Genomic DNA, 15,431 nt, shown 5'->3' with positions numbered 1-15,431 from the left:
GGCACCGCTGCCCAATAAAAACAATGGAGTTTAAATGACCACACCTTCCAAGGTGGACACACCCGCCGGCCCCAGCAGCCGGACTGAAGAGCGCAAAGTCCTCGCGGGCACCCTCGTAGGCACCACCATCGAGTGGTACGACTTCTTCATTTTTGCCCAGCTGACCGCGACGCTGCTGTCGCCGCTGTTCCTTGCACCGCTGAACGAGTCCAACCCGGGCTTGGCGCAGATCCTGTCCTTCGCCCTCATCGGCATCAGCTTCCTGTTCCGACCCCTGGGCGCCGTCATTGCCGGGCACCTCGGCGACCGCCTGGGACGCAAGGCCATGCTGGTCTTCACCCTGGTGATGATGGGTGCGGCCACCGCACTGATCGGCGTGCTCCCCACCTACGCGCAGATCGGGGCTTGGGCCCCAGTCCTGTTGATCGTGCTGCGGATCATCCAGGGCTTCTCGGCCGGCGGTGAATGGGGCGGGGCCGCGCTGATGGCCGTTGAGCACGCACCATTGAACCGCCGCGGCCTGTTCGGCGCCTACCCGCAGATCGGTGTCCCGGTGGGCATGATCCTGGCCACCGGCCTCTTGTTCTTCCTCAACACCGGCATGTCCAAGGAAGACTTCGCAGCCTGGGGCTGGCGGGTGCCGTTCCTGCTGTCCATCGTGCTGATCGTGGTGGGCTACCTGATCCGCCGCGCTGTGGCTGAGAGCCCGGTCTTCCAGGAAATGGCACTGCGGAAGAAGGAAAGTAAGGCGCCCCTGGGTGAACTGGTCCGCAACCACAAGAAGCCCGTCCTCTACTCGACCATGATCTTCATCGGCAACAACGCAGCCGGCTACCTGCTCATCGCCTTCTTCATCTCCTACGCCACCAAGACCCTGAAGATGCCGACCCCGCAGATCCTGCTCGCCACCACCCTGGCCTCCTTCGGCTGGCTGATCTTCACGCTGGTGGGCGGCTGGTTGTCCGACCGGATCGGCCGCGTCAAGACGTTCCTGATCGGCTACGCCATCGTGTTCGCCTGGATGATCCCCATGTTCGCGCTGATCGACACCAAAGACATCGTCCTGTATGGGGTGGCCCTGTTCGTCCTGACTGTTGGCCTGGGCCTTTCCTACGGCCCCATGTCCGCCATGTACGCCGAGATGTTCCCGGCCGAAGTGCGGTACTCCGGCATCTCCATTGGATACGCCTTTGGCGCCATCCTGGGCGGGGCCTTTGCCGCCACCATCGCCGAGTCCCTGCTGCAGTCCACCAAGTGGGCCGGTTCGATCGGCATCTACATCATGGTCCTGTGCGTCATCTCCGCCCTCGGCGTGGTGCTGGCCAAGGAAACCAAGGGGCGGCCGCTGGGCGTCAGCAGCCACCACTAACACCGTTGCGTGGCCGGCTCGCCGGTCCTCAGCTCCGCAGGCCCGGACTTTGCTCCGGGCCTGCGGCGTGCGGCAGCGGCGGTCCCTGTCGCAGCGCGGTGATGGCGTCGTCGTCGGTCAGCTGCCCGAAGTGCCGGTAGAAGCTGCCCGCGGCCCGGAACTTTCCCGGCAGGTGCAGGCATACGACGGCGTCGCACACGCGCTCCAGCGAGGCCTCGGCGTCAACGGAACCCACCGGAGCTGCGGCCACCACGGTTGCCGCACCGCCGGCGCGCACGGCCTCGACGGCGGCCCGCATGGTGGCGCCGGTGGCCAGGCCGTCATCCACGAGCAGGACGGCCTTGCCGGCCAGGTCCAGGCCGGTTCCCGGATACAGGGCGGCCCGGCGCAGGATTTCGCTGCGTTCGCGGTCCTCCACGCCATCCAGCCACTCCCGGCGAACGCCGTGCTGGAGGACCCGCTCCCGCAGGGGCTTGTTGATCAGCCGGACGATCCTTCCGGATGTCCAGGCCAGGGCACCGTAGGCGGTTTCTTCATAGCCGGGGATCCCCAGCTTCCGCACCAGGACAGCACCCAAGGGAAGGTGGAGGGCACGTGCTGTGGCCGCCGCTACCGGGATGCCGCCGCGGGCAAGGCCAAGGACCACGGTGCCGGGCCGCTCCTGGAACGCTGAAAGCGCGGCAGCCAGGCGCACCCCCGCTTCCGTGCGGTCTTCAAAACGCGTCGGCATCTGTCCCTCCCCGCGGGCCGGGCCCGGTGTGAACGAAAGCCCGTGGGGCGGCCGGGTGCCGCCGGTGGCTACACACCCAGGAAGGAAATGGCGGCCTGCTTGAAGGCCCTGCTGGTGATGGCGTTGGTGTGGTTCCGGCCCGGCAGGAGCAGCTGCTCGGCCATGGACCCGGCTCCGCGCGCCAGTTCTGCGAGGTGGGGCAGCGTGCCGGCCCGTTCGTCCTGGTCCCCGGCAACCAGGAGCATGGGTACGTGGGGCACCGCTTCGGCGGGGTCGTAGGGCTCCGCCTTGATGGCTTCCACGAGCGACAACAACGCGAAGATGTTGTTGCTCGGCAGCAGCAGCGCCATCTTCAGCAGCTGGGCCGTCGATTCGTCAGCGATCGGCGTGCCGTCCGCCAGGTAGTCCTGCGCGGCCCGCAGATCGAAGGCTGCCAGCGGGTCGGTATTGTTGGGTCCGCCCAGCACCAGCCTGTGGACGAGTTCCGGCTGGGTTGCGGCGAACTCCCAGGCGAGCCGGGAACCCAGGGAATATCCCACCACGTCCAGGCCGCTGGAAGGATCGCCGTCGTGCAGCGGCCGCGCACCGGCGTCGAACGCTGCCTGAAGCAGGTCCGCCCTGATCCTGCTGGGGGAGTAGGAGTCCCGGTCTTCCGGGGCGCCGCTGCGGCCATGGCCGGGAAGGTCCACGGTGACGACCCGCCGCCCGGCCTCCAGGAGGGCGGCCACCCAGCCTGTGTCCTCCCAGTTGAGTTTGGACGAGGAGGAGAACCCGTGCAGCAGGAGCACCGGCCGGAGCCCGGCGTCCTCCGCCGGCTCGTGCACCGCCACGAAGAGTTGCGGGTCGGTGCCCTCGACCGTGTGCGCCTGCTGCTGTCCGGTGTGCCTGCCGCTCATGCTGTCAGTTCCTCATCAGGTACGGCGCCCAGGCGGACCCGGCGCGTCGGTGCGTCTTCCTTGGAAAGGTAGTTTCACTCTACCTGCTGGCAGCACCGTTCCGGCTGGTGAGCCGGGCGGCTGCAGCGCAGGCCAGCGCTATGCCGGTGATCAGGGCCAAGGTGCCCAGGAGCTGGGCCCGGCTGGCCTCGGCGCTGAAGCCGACGGCGAAAATCAGGCCCAGCAGGACCAGTCCCAGGATGGTCAAGCCCGGGAATCCCTTCATCCGCAGCGGCAGCGCTGCCCCGTCCCGGTCGGCGCGGCGCCGCAGGATCAGCTGGGACACCAGCGCGCTGCCCCACACCACCAGGCAGGTAGAGCCCACCAGCTGGAACAGCGCGGGCAGGACCCGTTCCGGGAACAGCAGCTCCAGCACAGTGGCGATGAAGCCGAAGGCCACGGAGACCGTAACGGCCAGCATGGGGACGCCGGCGGCGTTGAGGCGGGCAAGGAGGTGCGGCGCCTCGCCCCGCCGCGCCAGGGAGTACGCCATGCGGGAAGCGCCATAGAGGTTCGCGTTCAGTGCCGAGAGGAGCGCGACGACGGCCACCAGGGTGATGGCGGTGGACGCGCCGGGGATCCGGGCGGCGTCGAGCACTCCGGCGAAAGGCGAGGCAAGGCCCGCGGACGTGGCCGGAAGGACCGCGGCGATGACGAAGACCGAGCCGATGTAGAACACCAGGATCCGCCACACCACGGTCCGGATGGCTTTGCCGACGCTGCGCTGGGGATCCTCGGTTTCGGCCGCGGCGACGGAGACGATTTCCGTGCCTCCGAACGCGAAGATCACCACGAAGAGGGCCGACGCCACCCCGCCCAGTCCCTGCGGGGCAAAGTTGGTGGTGAGGTTTGACGCGCCTGGGGACTCGACGCCTGGCAGCAGGCCCAGGAGCAAGGCGGCGCCGACCGCCAGGAACACGACGATGACGGCCACCTTGAGGATGGCGAACCAGAACTCGAACTCGCCGAAGTTCCGGACGCCGGCCAGGTTGATTCCGGTGAAGACCACCATGAACAGCAGTGCCAGCGCCCAGACCGGCACCACGGGCCAGACGGAGAACAGCAGGCCGGCCGCGCCCAGGGCCTCGGCCGCGATCACCACCACCAGCTGCAGCCACCAAAGCCACCCGATGGTGGCTCCCGCGGTGCGGCCCAGGGCGCGTGCGGCGTAGACCGAGAACGCTCCGCTGTTCGGGTTCGCGGCTGCCATCTCACCCAGGGCCCACATCACCAGGATGATGAGGGTACCCGCCACCAGGTAGGAGATGAGGACCGCCGGGCCGGCCGCCTGCACGCCGGCGCCCGATCCCAGGAACAATCCGGCACCGATGGCGCTGCCCAGCCCCATCATGGTGAGCTGGCGCGGCTTCATGCTGTGGCCTGCCGGAGCCTTGGGTGGCGCTGTGGTGGATGTGGTCGGGGCGGACTTCATCGTCATGGGGCGGTAAACCTTCTTGGGGTTGGTTCGGGGTCCGGTCCCGTGGGCCGGAGGTCCTTGTGGGACCACTTGAATTTACCGCTTCCGGCAGCCGGCCAAAAACGCGCGCCCCGTCCCTGCACCAGGTTGCGGCTTCCCGGGGACGCGGCGGCGCCTGGGCTGCCGGCGCGGAAACATTTCCTTTTCCGTCGGGCTGGCCGTAAAATTAGTTTTGGTCAAAGTGACCATAACTAGGATTTCGGGCCTCGAGGTCGGGGTGGTGGAAGGGGGTGTGACGGTGTACTACAGCTCAGCCAACGTGTCCGAGCGGCAGGCCGCGCCGCCGTCGCTCGCCATTTCCACGGTAATCTTCGCCCTGCGCCCGAGCGCCACCTCGGGCCGTCCCACCTTGTGGCTGCCGCTGGTCCGGCGGATCAGGGAACCCTTCAAAGGCCTGTGGGCGCTGCCGGGCGGGCCCCTGAGCCACGACGAGTCGCTGCAGGACGCCGCATCCAGGAACCTCCGGGAAACCACGGGACTGAGCCCCAGCTACCTCGAGCAGTTGTATGCGTTCGGCGGCCTGCACCGCTCACCCACCCAGCGCGTGGTTTCGATCGTCTACTGGGCCCTGGTCCAGCCCACGGAAGCGGCGCTCGCGGACGAGTCCGAGAACGTCAGGTGGTTCCGGGCCGACCGCCTGGGGGACTTGGCCTTCGACCACAACGCGATCGTCGACTACGCCCTCTGGCGCCTGCGCAACAAGCTCGCCTACGGCTCCATTGCCTACCACCTGCTGGGGGAGTACTTCACCCTGGCCCAGGTCCGCGAAGTCTACGAAGCCGTCCTGGACCGCCAGCTGGATCCTGCCAACTTCCGCCGCCAACTCAAGTCCACCCCGGAAATCGAAGAAACCGGGGAATACCTCCAGGGCGGCAAGCACCGTCCGCCACGCCTCTACCGCTACACCGGCCGGCCAGGCCTTGACCCAGACAACAGGAGCACACCATGAGCAGCGTCAATACGGCAATCCAGCTGATCACGCGCGAACAAGCCGAAAAGGGCGCCGCCGCGGACCGCAGCACTTGCAGCCCGGCACTGGCGAAAGGTCCCTGGGACTACGACCTCGCCGAGGCGCTTGCAGGCATCCCGGCATACGGCCCGGGCGCATCAAGCGCCGACCCCGCTCCCGCTTCCACGCCACGCCAGGGCCAGCTGCCGGAGGAATACAAGCTGGCCGGCGATGCCGAACTGGGTGAACGGATCAGGGCGGCCAAAGCCACCTTGGGTGAGCGTGCCGTCATCCTGGGCCACTTCTACCAGCGCGACGAGGTGGTCCAGTACGCCGATTTCGTGGGTGACTCGTTCCAGCTCGCCAACGCAGCCCTGACCCGGCCGGAGGCGGAAGCGATCATCTTCTGCGGGGTCCACTTCATGGCCGAGACGGCGGACATCCTGTCCACCCCGGAACAGGCCGTCATCCTGCCCAACCTCGCGGCCGGCTGCTCCATGGCGGACATGGCGGACGAAGACTCCGTGGAGGAATGCTGGGAGCAGCTGGCAGAAATCTTCGGCACCGAGCCCGACGCCGAGGGCCGGGTTCCGGTCATCCCCGTCACCTATATGAATTCCTCCGCAGCCCTGAAAGCGTTCTGCGGCGAACACGGCGGCATCGTCTGCACCTCCTCCAACGCCAGGACCGTCCTGGAGTGGGCGTTCCAGCGCGGGCAGCGGGTGCTGTTCTTCCCCGACCAGCACCTGGGCCGCAACACCGCCAAGGCGCTCGGCGTTCCCCTGGACCAGATGCCCATGTGGAACCCGCGCAAGGACCTCGGCGGCAACGACGAACAGGCACTGCTCGATTCCCGGGTGATCCTCTGGCACGGCTTCTGCTCCGTGCACAAGCGGTTCAACGTGGCGCAGATCGAAAAGGCCCGGGCCGACTTCCCGGGCGTGCAGGTCATCGTGCACCCCGAATGCCCCATGGAGGTGGTGGACGCCGCCGATTCAGCCGGCTCCACCGACTTCATCAAGAAAGCCATCGCGGCCGCCACCGAGCCCACCACGTTCGCCATTGGCACCGAAATCAACATGGTGAACCGTCTCGCCGCCGAATACCCGCAGCACACCATCTTCTGCCTGGACCCGGTGATCTGCCCCTGCTCCACCATGTACCGCATCCACCCCGGCTACCTAGCCTGGGTCCTGGAGGAACTGGTCGCCGGCCGAATCGTCAACCGCATCACCGTGGACGAGGATGTGCAGGCCAACGCCAGGACGGCACTCGAGCGCATGCTCGCTGCGAGGCCGTAATGACCCGCGAGCCCGGCACGCCTGCGGGTCGCCTCGCCGTCGTGGGAAGCGGCATCGCCGGCCTCTACGCTGCGCTGCTCGCCGCCGACGCCGGTACGGACGTGGTGCTGCTGACCAAAGGCGCCCTGGAAGACAGCAACACCTGGTACGCCCAGGGCGGTATCTCGGCGGTGCTCGCCGAACCGTCGCCCGGGGACACCGTTGCCGCGCATATCGCCGACACCCTCCGCGCCGGGGCAGGGCACTGCAACGAGGCCGCCGTCCGGCTGATGTGCACCCAGGCGCGCGGGGACATCGCCGGGCTCCAGCGGTACGGTGTCCGCTTTGACGCCGCGCACGACGACGGCCCGGCGCTTGGGCTCGAAGCCGCACACAGTGCCCCGCGCATCCTGCATGCGGGCGGGGACGCCACGGGTGCGCGGGTGGCCGCTGCGCTCATCCAGGCGGTCCGGGACCGGCGTGACCGGGGCACGCTCCGCATTCTTTCCCAAGCCCAGGCAACCGCCCTGGTCATCTCAAGCGGCAGCGTCAGCGGAGTCGAATACCTCCAGGCGGGCCGGCCGGCCGTCCTGGCGGCCGATGCCGTGCTGCTGGCCAGCGGGGGAGCAGGCCAGCTGTTCGCCCAAACCACCAACCCGGCCGTGGCCACGGCGGACGGGCTGGCGCTCGCCGTCCGCGCCGGCGCAGCCGTGAAAGACCTCGAATTCTTCCAGTTCCACCCCACCTGCCTCGTCAGTTCCGCCACCGCCCACCCCGGCCGGCTGGACGGTCCGCTGCTGATCTCCGAGGCGGTCCGCGGCGAAGGGGCCACCCTGCTGGACGCCGGAGGCAGGCGCTTCATGCAGGCCTACCATCCCGACGCCGAGCTCGCGCCCCGCGACGTCGTCTCCCGCAGCATCGCCCTGCACCTGGCCAAGCTCGGCGACGCCAACGGCCACGTCTACCTTGACGCCCGCGCCATCGAGCAGGCCAAGGGCGAGGGCTTCCTCCGCCGGCGGTTCCCCACCCTCACCAGGAAAACCCTTGAGGCCGGCATCGATTGGACCCGCGAACTGGTCCCCGTCGCCCCCGCCGCCCACTACTGGATGGGCGGGGTGGCCACCGACCTCAACGCCCGCACCAGTGTCCCCGGCCTCTACGCCGCCGGCGAGGTTGCGTGCACGGGCGTCCAAGGTGCTAACCGGCTGGCGTCCAACTCGCTCCTTGAGGGACTCGTCTTCGGCCGCCGCGCTGTTGAAGACTTCCTCTCCGGTAACCACGACGACGGGGCTTGGGTGGCGCCTGACGGCGCTCCTCCGCTCGCTGTCTCGGCCGCGGGCGGCCTCCCCTTGACGCTCGCTTCCGGAGCACCCCCAGGCGCCGAGCTTCGGTCCGGTATGGGTGCCACTTTGGAAGGGCCAACGGCGGATCGCTCAGGTGGGCCAGGCGGAAATTGGCCGTCCGGCTTCGGCGGGGATGGGGAGGTGGGGGAGCCCTTTTCGCGGGGCGCTCTTCGCCGCCTCATGACGTCCCATGCCGGCGTGCTGCGCTCCGGGCATCTGTTGCGGGAGGCTGCCGCCACGCTCGAGTCCTGGGCCGCCGTCGTCCGTCCTGATGCCGGCTCCTCCTCTGCTGACCCCGTGGTGTCTGAGGACCGGAACCTTCTGCTGGCCGCACGGCTGCTGGTGGCCGCCGCGCTGGACCGCACCGAATCGCTGGGCGCCCACTACCGCAGCGATGAAGCCGCCGAACCTGAGAACACCTGCCCTCCGCGCCCGAAAGCGAGCCTGCTCCATGACTGAACCCGCCGTAATCGACCACGCCCCTGCCGTGCGTCCCCTCGACCTGACCCTTCCGGCGGCCCCCGTACGGGAGATCCTGGAACGGGCCTTCGCCGAGGACGCACCCTCCGGGGACATCACCTCCCAACTCCTGATCCCCGCCGGAGCGCGCGCCACCGCCGTCCTCAACGCCCGCGTCCCCGGCATCCTCAGCGGAGCCACCGTCTTCCGGGACGCCATGGAGCTCGTGGACCCTGCCACCCGGGTGGAACTGCTCCTGGCGGACGGCCAGGCGTTCGACGCCGGCACCCACCTGGCCCGGGTCAGCGGATCAGCGCGTTCGGTGCTGCTGGCCGAACGCGTGGCGCTCAACCTGGTCCAGCGGATGTCCGCGATCGCCACCAAGACCGCCGGGTTCGTCCGGCTCACGGAAGGCACCCGCGCCCGCATCACCGACACCCGCAAGACCACCCCCGGCCTGCGCGTCCTGGAACGATTCGCCGTCCGGTGCGGCGGCGGCTCCAACCACCGGTACAGCCTCTCGGACGCCGTCCTGGCCAAGGACAACCACCTGGCCGTGATGACGGGCGGAGACCCTGCCAAACTCACCGGGCTCCTGCTGGCAGCCAAGGCACAGCTGGGACACACCACCCACTTCGAAGTGGAAGTCGACCGGATGGACCAGATCGAGTCCGTCCTCGCGGCAGGGGTGGACACCATCATGCTGGACAACTTCACGGTGCCTGAACTGCAGGCCGGAGTGGCCCTGGTTGCCGGACGTGCCCTGGTGGAGGCCAGCGGCAACGTCAACCTCGAGACTGTCGCGGCGATCGCCGCCACCGGCGTGGACGTCATCTCGGTAGGGGCCCTCACGCACACCGTGGCCGCCCTGGACCTGGGCCTGGACGTCGAACTGACTGCCGGGTGACCCGTGATCTTCCTTGATGCCGCCGCCACCACGCCCGTCCGCCGCGAGGTGCTGGACGCCATGTGGCCGTACCTCACCGGCGGGTTCGGGAACCCCTCCAGCCACCACACGCTCGGTGAGGCTGCGGCGGCGGCACTGGCCGGGGCACGGTCCGCCGCGGCCGCCGTCCTGGGCTGCCGTCCGGGGGAAGTGGTCTTCACCTCCGGCGGGACGGAAGCGGACAACCTTGCCGTCAAAGGAATCGCGCTCGCCCGGCAGGCCGCAAACCCGCGACTGGACCGGGTGGTGATCAGCGCCGTCGAGCACCCCGCCGTGGAGGAATCCGCCCGTTACCTTGAGCGGTTCCACGGGTTTACGGTGGACGTGGTGCCGGTGGACACGTCCGGCCGGGTCAGCCCGGATGCCCTCGCCGCGCTGCTCGGACCGCGAACAGCCCTGGTCAGCGTCATGTACGCCAACAACGAGGTCGGTACCGTGCAGCCCATCAAGGCCTTGGCGGAACTGGCCCGCAGCCAGGGCATCCCGTTCCACACCGATGCCGTCCAGGCAGCCGGCTGGCTGCCGCTGGACACCAAGGCCCTGGGTGTGGACGCAATGAGCATCTCGGGGCACAAGCTGGGTGCTCCCAAGGGGTGCGGGATGCTCTACGTCCGCAGCCGCACCAGGCTCGAACCGGTGGTCCACGGCGGGGGCCAAGAGCGCGGACGCCGTTCAGGCACGGAGAACGTGGCCGGTGCGGTGGGCCTGGCCACAGCGCTCGCCCTGGCCCAAGCGGGACAACAACAGCAACGGGAGAGGGTGGCTGTCCTGCGCGACCGGTTCATCGCAGCGGTGCTGGACGCCGTGCCGGACGCCGTCCTCACCGGCCATCCCGCCGAACGGCTGCCGTCGGTGGCATCATTCTGCTTCCCGGGCACCAGCGGCGAATCCGTCCTCCTGGAGCTGGAACGCCGCGGCGTGGTGTGCTCCAGCGGTTCGGCCTGCGCCGCCGGCTCCGATGCTCCCTCACCGGTCCTCACTGCCCTGGGACTCTCCGCAGAGCTTGCCCAGACCGCCGTCCGCTTCAGTTTCGACGCATCGGTAACCCCGCAGGAACTGGACCAGGCCGCCGCAGCCGTCAGGGGCGCCGTCGCCAGTGTCAAAAACCTCGGCGCGGGCCAGGGACGCTAGCGGATTCGTGCCATCGGGTCAGCGGTGCCGTGCGCGGCGGAAGATCCAGTGCCGCAGCATGCTGAACCGGACGGCGGTGGCCAGGAAGCCGGACAGGGTGGTTGCCACCAGTTCGTCCCCCACGGTGGCGTCCGGGTTGAACCAGTGCAGCACGCCCAGGCTGCTGCCCGTGATTACCAGTGCCACGACGATCACCACCAGGCCGTTGAGGTGGTCGCGGGTGCGCCGCTGTCCACCGGCAATCTTGAACGTCAGCCGCCGGTTCAAGGCCGTGTTCAACAGCGACGTGAGGACCAGGGCCACCGCATTGGCCAACTGCGCGCCCAGCCACGGACGCAGCAGAGCGTACAGCCCAAGTGAGGCGGCGGTGCAGATGATGCCGACCCCGGTGAAGCGGAGCAGTTGCCGGATGACCGGGAAGCGCAGGACTCCGCGGTAGTGCCTGGTGGCGGGAAGACGGCGGGTTGGCGTCTCCTGGACGGCGGGTGCGGATGTACCGTCCCTCACGCGGTCCCACCGGGGGCGCTGTTGGCGCCGGGTTCGGGGGACCGCGGGCTGTCCAGCGGGAACAGGGCATGCCGCATGTACGTGGGGGAGCAAACCATGGTCAGTACAGCTCTCCTACGGGAATTTCCACTGCCAGCCGGTTGGACGGCCCGGGCAGCGGGCAGGCCCAGGCCTCGTTGTAAGCGCAGGAGGGGTTATAGGCGAAGTTGAAGTCGATTACGAACATGGCGTCCGGGCCGGTGCCCTGCACACCATGGAACGCGCCCTTGATGGTGTCCAGCAGGTAGCGGCCGGCCCCGTACGTTCCACCGGGCTGACCGGCAGTCGCATCCCGGAACGGGACGAAGATGCCGCCGCCGTAGCCGTGGATCTTCCAGACCCCAAGCTGGCCCATCTCGGGCAGGTCGAACGTGCCCAGGCGCACGAAATTGACCACGCCGTCGGTTCCGGTGTCCACGCTCATCTGCCGGCCGGCGCCTTCCTTGGTCAGCGGAACGTGGAACCGGTAGATCGGATCGTAGTCCGCTGTCTTCAGCCCGGAGAAGCGTGCCTTGTCCGCTGCCGTGAGCGCGGACGCAGGGTGGGTGGCAAACATGAGGTCGCGTTGGTGGCGCCAGTACGAGTGCGCCTCGGCCGGGTCCTCCGCAGAGATTTTGCGGACGTTGTCGTAGAGGGCAAAGGTCCTCAGCCGCCAGTCGGCGATGTCGAGGGCGGACATTTCCGCAGGATTCTCTTCGGCTGTGCCGTGCTGCTCTTCCGCCATAGCCTCCAGCCTAGTCCCCGGCCAAGGCAGGTAACGTCCGACGGCGACACGCAGGCCGGGTGCCCGGGTGGTGGAACCGGTCGGTGGCCCGGAAACACCTGCCGCGCCAGCCACGGAAGGCGGCACGGCACGGTTAGGCTGGCTGCCATGACAGGCAAGGCACCATTGACCGTTCTTTCCCGGATGTCCCTGCTGGCAGCCGCGCTCCTGCTGGCGGGCTGCTCGGGACCCCAGGCCGGCAGTGGACCGGGCTGGACGGCGCAGCCGGACGCCTCGGAAACCACCGGATCTGGGGCGGCAACGGCATCGCCGGGCGCGTCAGGCAGCGCCTCCGCTCCTTCGTCCGCCACACCCTCCGAACCCCAGGGCGCCGCCACGGCGTCCTCCTGGAAGACCTTCTCGGACCCGGCGAAGACCGTGAGCTTCGACCTGCCGCAGGACTGGATCGCCCAGTCGGTGGCGCCGGAGGAAGGCGTGCTCCCCGGCGGCCTGAAAATCGAGGTCAAGAAGCCCGACGGGACGTATGTCGCCGCACTGCGGACGGGACTGCCGCCGTCTTCCGGCGCTTGCCCGGACAGCGCCAGGCACCCCTACACGGTGATCAGCAGCGTGCCCTTCGACCTCGCCGTCCAGGGCGGGGAAGGAACCATCCCGCCCCGGATGGTCTACCGGGTGATCCAGGGCAACCGCTACTTTGGCTCCTACGGCATCACCAACCTGGTGGGCGGAAGCGACGGGCAGGCGTGCGAGCTGCGCAACGTGGTGCGCGGACCGGCTGGGAAAGGCGACTACTCGTTTGGCGACGTGGTGTCGTTGAAGGCCTTCGCACCGGACGAGAAAGTGGCCCCGGCGATGCCGTTCGACACCCTCGCCCAGGCCGCCCAGTATGTCAATGACAGTTCCGACTTCGCCAACGTACAGCGGATGCTAATGTCGCTGAAGGTCAAAAACTAGTCCCGCTGCCCGCACTCACCCGGTGCCGGGGACCGCGACTTGCCGTCCACCCCCAACACCCCCGGAGAGACATGGAACGCTCTGTTTCCGCACGCCTGGCCTTCAGGACCACCGCCCATACCAAAGTGGCCATGGCCATTGCCGCGGCGAGGAACAGCGGCTATTCGTCCTTTGCGGAATCCTTGTCCGTCACGGCCGGCGGTGCGGACGTGCCGCTCACGGAGGTGTCCGACCACCACGGCGGCCGGTTCCACTACATGGAGTTCGACGAACCCACCGAGGTTGCTGTGGAATATACCGCCACGGTGTCCGGACGCGCCGTTCCCGAAGAAGCGGAGCTGGCCGACCGGATCCGTTACGTCCGCCCCAGCCGCTACGCGGAATCCGACCGGCTGCTGCCCACCGCCTACGCCGAATTCGGCGGGATCCATGGGGCCGCCCTGCTGCATGCGGTCCGGAACTGGGTCAACGGCGAGCTGCGCTACATCAGCGGTTCCTCCCGGGGCACGGACGGGGCAGTGGAGACCCTGCTGAGCCGCCGCGGCGTGTGCCGGGACTTCGCGCACCTGGCCATCGCCCTGCTCCGTTCCAAGGACATCCCCGCCCGCCTTGCGGCGGTCTACGCCCCAGGCCTCAGCCCCATGGATTTCCATGCGGTGGCGGAAGCCTACGTGGAGGGTGCCTGGCACGTCATCGACCCCACGGGGCTTGCCCCGCGGGAATCAATGCTCCGGATCACCGCGGGCCGGGACTCGTCGGACACGGCGTTCCTGTCCACCGTGGGCGGCAGCCTGACCCTGACCCAGCTGCGCATCACGGCCGTGGTCAACGGCGAGCTGCCGGTTGAAGACCCCACCCGGCTGGTGGCGCTGGGCTGACGCCGGACCCGGCTGCCCGGCGTCGGGATTACCGGGGAAGGGTACCCAAGGAGGCCCGCAGCTTGTCGGTGAGCCGCCTGAGTTCCTTTTGCTCTGCCGCCGTCAGCGCGGGAGCCACCAGTGCCGAGATGTCGCGGACGTGCTCGCGGCCGATCTCCTTCTGCAGCTCCCGCCCTTCGTCCGTGAGCTTGAGCAGCACTCCGCGGCCGTCCTCGGGCGCCGGCATCCGGGCCACCAGGCCGCGCTTCTCGAGCCGCTCCACCAGCCTGCTGAGGCTGGACTGGCTCAACAGGACGTTGTCGTTGAGCTCGTTGAGCCGCAGCCAGCCGGAGGGACAGCGGGAGAGCGTGAACAGCACGTCATATTCGTTCAGTGCCAGTTTCCGGAACGCCGGCCCGGACTGGAGCTTGCGCATCACCGCAACCTGCGCCCGGAACAGTGACTCCCAGGTTTCGGCTGCCAGCCGGACCGGCGAGTCGGATCCTTGCCCGGCCATCATGCCTCCGAGGTGGCTTTTTCGGCGTCCTGGGCGGCCAGCAGCGCGGCGACCCGCCCGGCGTGGGTGGGCGGCTCGGGAACATGTGCGGGCTTGCGTGCTGCATATTCCTTACGCAGCGTAGGCAGGACTTCCTCGCCGAACAGGTCCAGCTGCTCCAGCACGGTCTTCAGCGGCAAGCCGGCGTGGTCGATCAGGAACAGCTGGCGCTGGTAGTCGCCGAAGTACTCGCGGAAGGTCAGGGTCTTCTCGATGACTTCCTGCGGGCTGCCCACGGTCAGCGGAGTCTGCGAGGTGAAGTCCTCCAGCGAAGGGCCGTGGCCATACACCGGAGCGTTGTCGAAGTATGGGCGGAACTCCTTTACGGCGTCCTGGGAGTTCTTCCGCATGAAGAACTGGCCGCCGAGGCCAACGATCGCCTGGTCTGCCGTGCCGTGGCCGTAGTGCTCGTAACGCTCGCGGTAGAGGCCGATCAGCTGCTGGTAGTGCTCCTTGGGCCAGAAGATGTTGTTGGCGAAGAAACCGTCACCGAAGTAGGCGGCCACCTCTGCGATCTGCGGCGTCCGGATGGAGCCGTGCCACACGAAGGGCGCCACACCGTCCAGCGGCCGGGGCGTGGACGTGAAGTTCTGCAAAGGGGTACGGAACTTGCCGGACCAGTTCACGGTGTCCTCGTCCCAGAGTTTACGCAGGAGGCTGTAGTTCTCGATGGCCAGCTCCACGCCGTCCTGGATGTTCTTGCCGAACCAGGGATAGACGGGGGCGGTGTTGCCCCGGCCCAGGACGAGGTCCACGCGTCCATCGGACAGGTGCTGGAGCATGGCGAAGTCTTCGGCGATTTTTACGGGATCGTTCGTGGTGATCAGCGTGGTGGCCGTCGAGAGGATGATGCGGTTGGTCTGCGCTGCGATGTAGGCCAGCGTTGTGGTGGGTGAGGAGGAGAAGAAGGGCCGGTTGTGGTGCTCGCCCAGGGCGTAGACATCCATGCCGATCTCCTCGACCTTCTTGGCGATGGCCACCGAGGCCTTGATGCGTTCTTGCTCGGTGGGGGTGCGGCCCGTTGTGGGGTCCGTGGTGATGTCGCTGACGCTGAAAACACCGATCTGCATGATGTGCCCTTCCGTTGCTGGACTTTCCGTCTTGGTTTAAGTGTAAACCAATTTAGATGCATTTGCATCTATCGCCTGCTGTAACGCCCCGACGCGGCGAATATT

The 15,431-nt window shown here is 68.3% G+C and carries 15 protein-coding genes; 8 read left to right on the top strand and 7 right to left on the bottom strand.

Going from position 1 to position 15,431, the window contains the following annotated elements:
- The first annotated feature begins 34 nt into the window (after nucleotides 1-34).
- Entirely contained in the window at nucleotides 35-1,369 is a 1,335-nt protein-coding gene (locus QRM96_RS12775; RefSeq protein ID WP_018760081.1) for an MFS transporter, read from the top strand.
- 28 nt (nucleotides 1,370-1,397) lie between these two features.
- Here QRM96_RS12775 and QRM96_RS12770 read toward each other — a convergent pair whose 3' ends face one another.
- The 3 genes from QRM96_RS12770 to QRM96_RS12760 all read right to left on the bottom strand — a co-directional run bounded on the left by QRM96_RS12770 (nucleotide 1,398) and on the right by QRM96_RS12760 (nucleotide 4,472).
- Nucleotides 1,398-2,099, bottom strand: coding sequence for a phosphoribosyltransferase (locus tag QRM96_RS12770; protein WP_285319905.1), 702 nt, complete (start codon nucleotides 2,097-2,099; stop codon nucleotides 1,398-1,400).
- 68 nt (nucleotides 2,100-2,167) lie between these two features.
- Nucleotides 2,168-2,995: an alpha/beta fold hydrolase gene (locus QRM96_RS12765; RefSeq protein ID WP_285319904.1), complete on the bottom strand. Its 828-nt coding sequence runs from the start codon at nucleotides 2,993-2,995 to the stop codon at nucleotides 2,168-2,170.
- Nucleotides 2,996-3,074: 79 nt separating this feature from the next.
- Complete coding sequence (locus QRM96_RS12760) at nucleotides 3,075-4,472, bottom strand: amino acid permease (protein ID WP_285319903.1); 1,398 nt, start codon at nucleotides 4,470-4,472, stop codon at nucleotides 3,075-3,077.
- Between the two features lie 277 nt (nucleotides 4,473-4,749).
- Between QRM96_RS12760 and QRM96_RS12755 the strand changes: the two genes are divergently transcribed.
- The 5 genes from QRM96_RS12755 to QRM96_RS12735 are packed head-to-tail and all read left to right on the top strand — an operon-like array spanning nucleotide 4,750 to nucleotide 10,619.
- Complete coding sequence (locus QRM96_RS12755; protein WP_026264229.1) at nucleotides 4,750-5,460, top strand: NUDIX hydrolase; 711 nt, start codon at nucleotides 4,750-4,752, stop codon at nucleotides 5,458-5,460.
- Nucleotides 5,457-6,761: a quinolinate synthase NadA gene (gene nadA / locus QRM96_RS12750; RefSeq protein ID WP_018760075.1), complete on the top strand. Its 1,305-nt coding sequence runs from the start codon at nucleotides 5,457-5,459 to the stop codon at nucleotides 6,759-6,761. The genes QRM96_RS12755 and nadA overlap by 4 nt, the downstream gene beginning before the upstream one ends.
- On the top strand, nucleotides 6,761-8,542 hold the full coding sequence (gene nadB / locus QRM96_RS12745; RefSeq protein ID WP_285319902.1) for an L-aspartate oxidase: 1,782 nt from the start codon (nucleotides 6,761-6,763) through the stop codon (nucleotides 8,540-8,542). The genes nadA and nadB overlap by 1 nt, the downstream gene beginning before the upstream one ends.
- The gene (nadC, locus tag QRM96_RS12740) at nucleotides 8,535-9,449 is read left to right on the top strand and encodes a carboxylating nicotinate-nucleotide diphosphorylase (RefSeq protein ID WP_285319901.1); all 915 of its coding nucleotides are present in this window, start codon (nucleotides 8,535-8,537) and stop codon (nucleotides 9,447-9,449) included. The genes nadB and nadC overlap by 8 nt, the downstream gene beginning before the upstream one ends.
- 3 nt (nucleotides 9,450-9,452) lie before the next feature.
- The gene (locus tag QRM96_RS12735) at nucleotides 9,453-10,619 is read left to right on the top strand and encodes a cysteine desulfurase family protein (protein ID WP_285319900.1); all 1,167 of its coding nucleotides are present in this window, start codon (nucleotides 9,453-9,455) and stop codon (nucleotides 10,617-10,619) included.
- 18 nt (nucleotides 10,620-10,637) lie between these two features.
- Here the strand turns inward: QRM96_RS12735 and QRM96_RS12730 are convergent, their stop codons facing one another.
- On the bottom strand, nucleotides 10,638-11,126 hold the full coding sequence (locus QRM96_RS12730; RefSeq protein ID WP_018760071.1) for a GtrA family protein: 489 nt from the start codon (nucleotides 11,124-11,126) through the stop codon (nucleotides 10,638-10,640).
- Nucleotides 11,127-11,226: 100 nt separating this feature from the next.
- A complete protein-coding gene (locus QRM96_RS12725) occupies nucleotides 11,227-11,889 on the bottom strand; it encodes a DUF1684 domain-containing protein (protein ID WP_109045035.1) in 663 nt (220 codons plus the stop codon).
- 147 nt (nucleotides 11,890-12,036) lie between these two features.
- On the opposite strand from QRM96_RS12725, the gene QRM96_RS12720 reads away from it, so the two are divergent.
- A complete protein-coding gene (locus QRM96_RS12720) occupies nucleotides 12,037-12,843 on the top strand; it encodes a hypothetical protein (protein ID WP_285319899.1) in 807 nt (268 codons plus the stop codon).
- A 71-nt stretch (nucleotides 12,844-12,914) separates the two neighbouring features.
- On the top strand, nucleotides 12,915-13,721 hold the full coding sequence (locus tag QRM96_RS12715) for a transglutaminase-like domain-containing protein (protein WP_109045033.1): 807 nt from the start codon (nucleotides 12,915-12,917) through the stop codon (nucleotides 13,719-13,721).
- 28 nt (nucleotides 13,722-13,749) lie between these two features.
- On the opposite strand, the gene QRM96_RS12710 is transcribed toward QRM96_RS12715, so the two are convergent.
- Together QRM96_RS12710 and QRM96_RS12705 are read right to left on the bottom strand one after the other, a co-directional pair.
- Nucleotides 13,750-14,217, bottom strand: coding sequence for a MarR family winged helix-turn-helix transcriptional regulator (locus QRM96_RS12710; protein WP_018760067.1), 468 nt, complete (start codon nucleotides 14,215-14,217; stop codon nucleotides 13,750-13,752).
- Complete coding sequence (locus tag QRM96_RS12705; RefSeq protein WP_285319898.1) at nucleotides 14,217-15,326, bottom strand: LLM class flavin-dependent oxidoreductase; 1,110 nt, start codon at nucleotides 15,324-15,326, stop codon at nucleotides 14,217-14,219. Before QRM96_RS12705 ends, QRM96_RS12710 begins: the two co-directional genes overlap by 1 nt.
- Nucleotides 15,327-15,431: the final 105 nt, after the last annotated feature.

The sequence above is a fragment of the Pseudarthrobacter sp. lyk4-40-TYG-27 genome (assembly GCF_030209295.1).
GTDB lineage: Bacteria > Actinomycetota > Actinomycetes > Actinomycetales > Micrococcaceae > Arthrobacter.
Note: the sequence above shows the minus strand (reverse complement) of the source record. Positions and strands in the feature narration are given on the sequence as shown.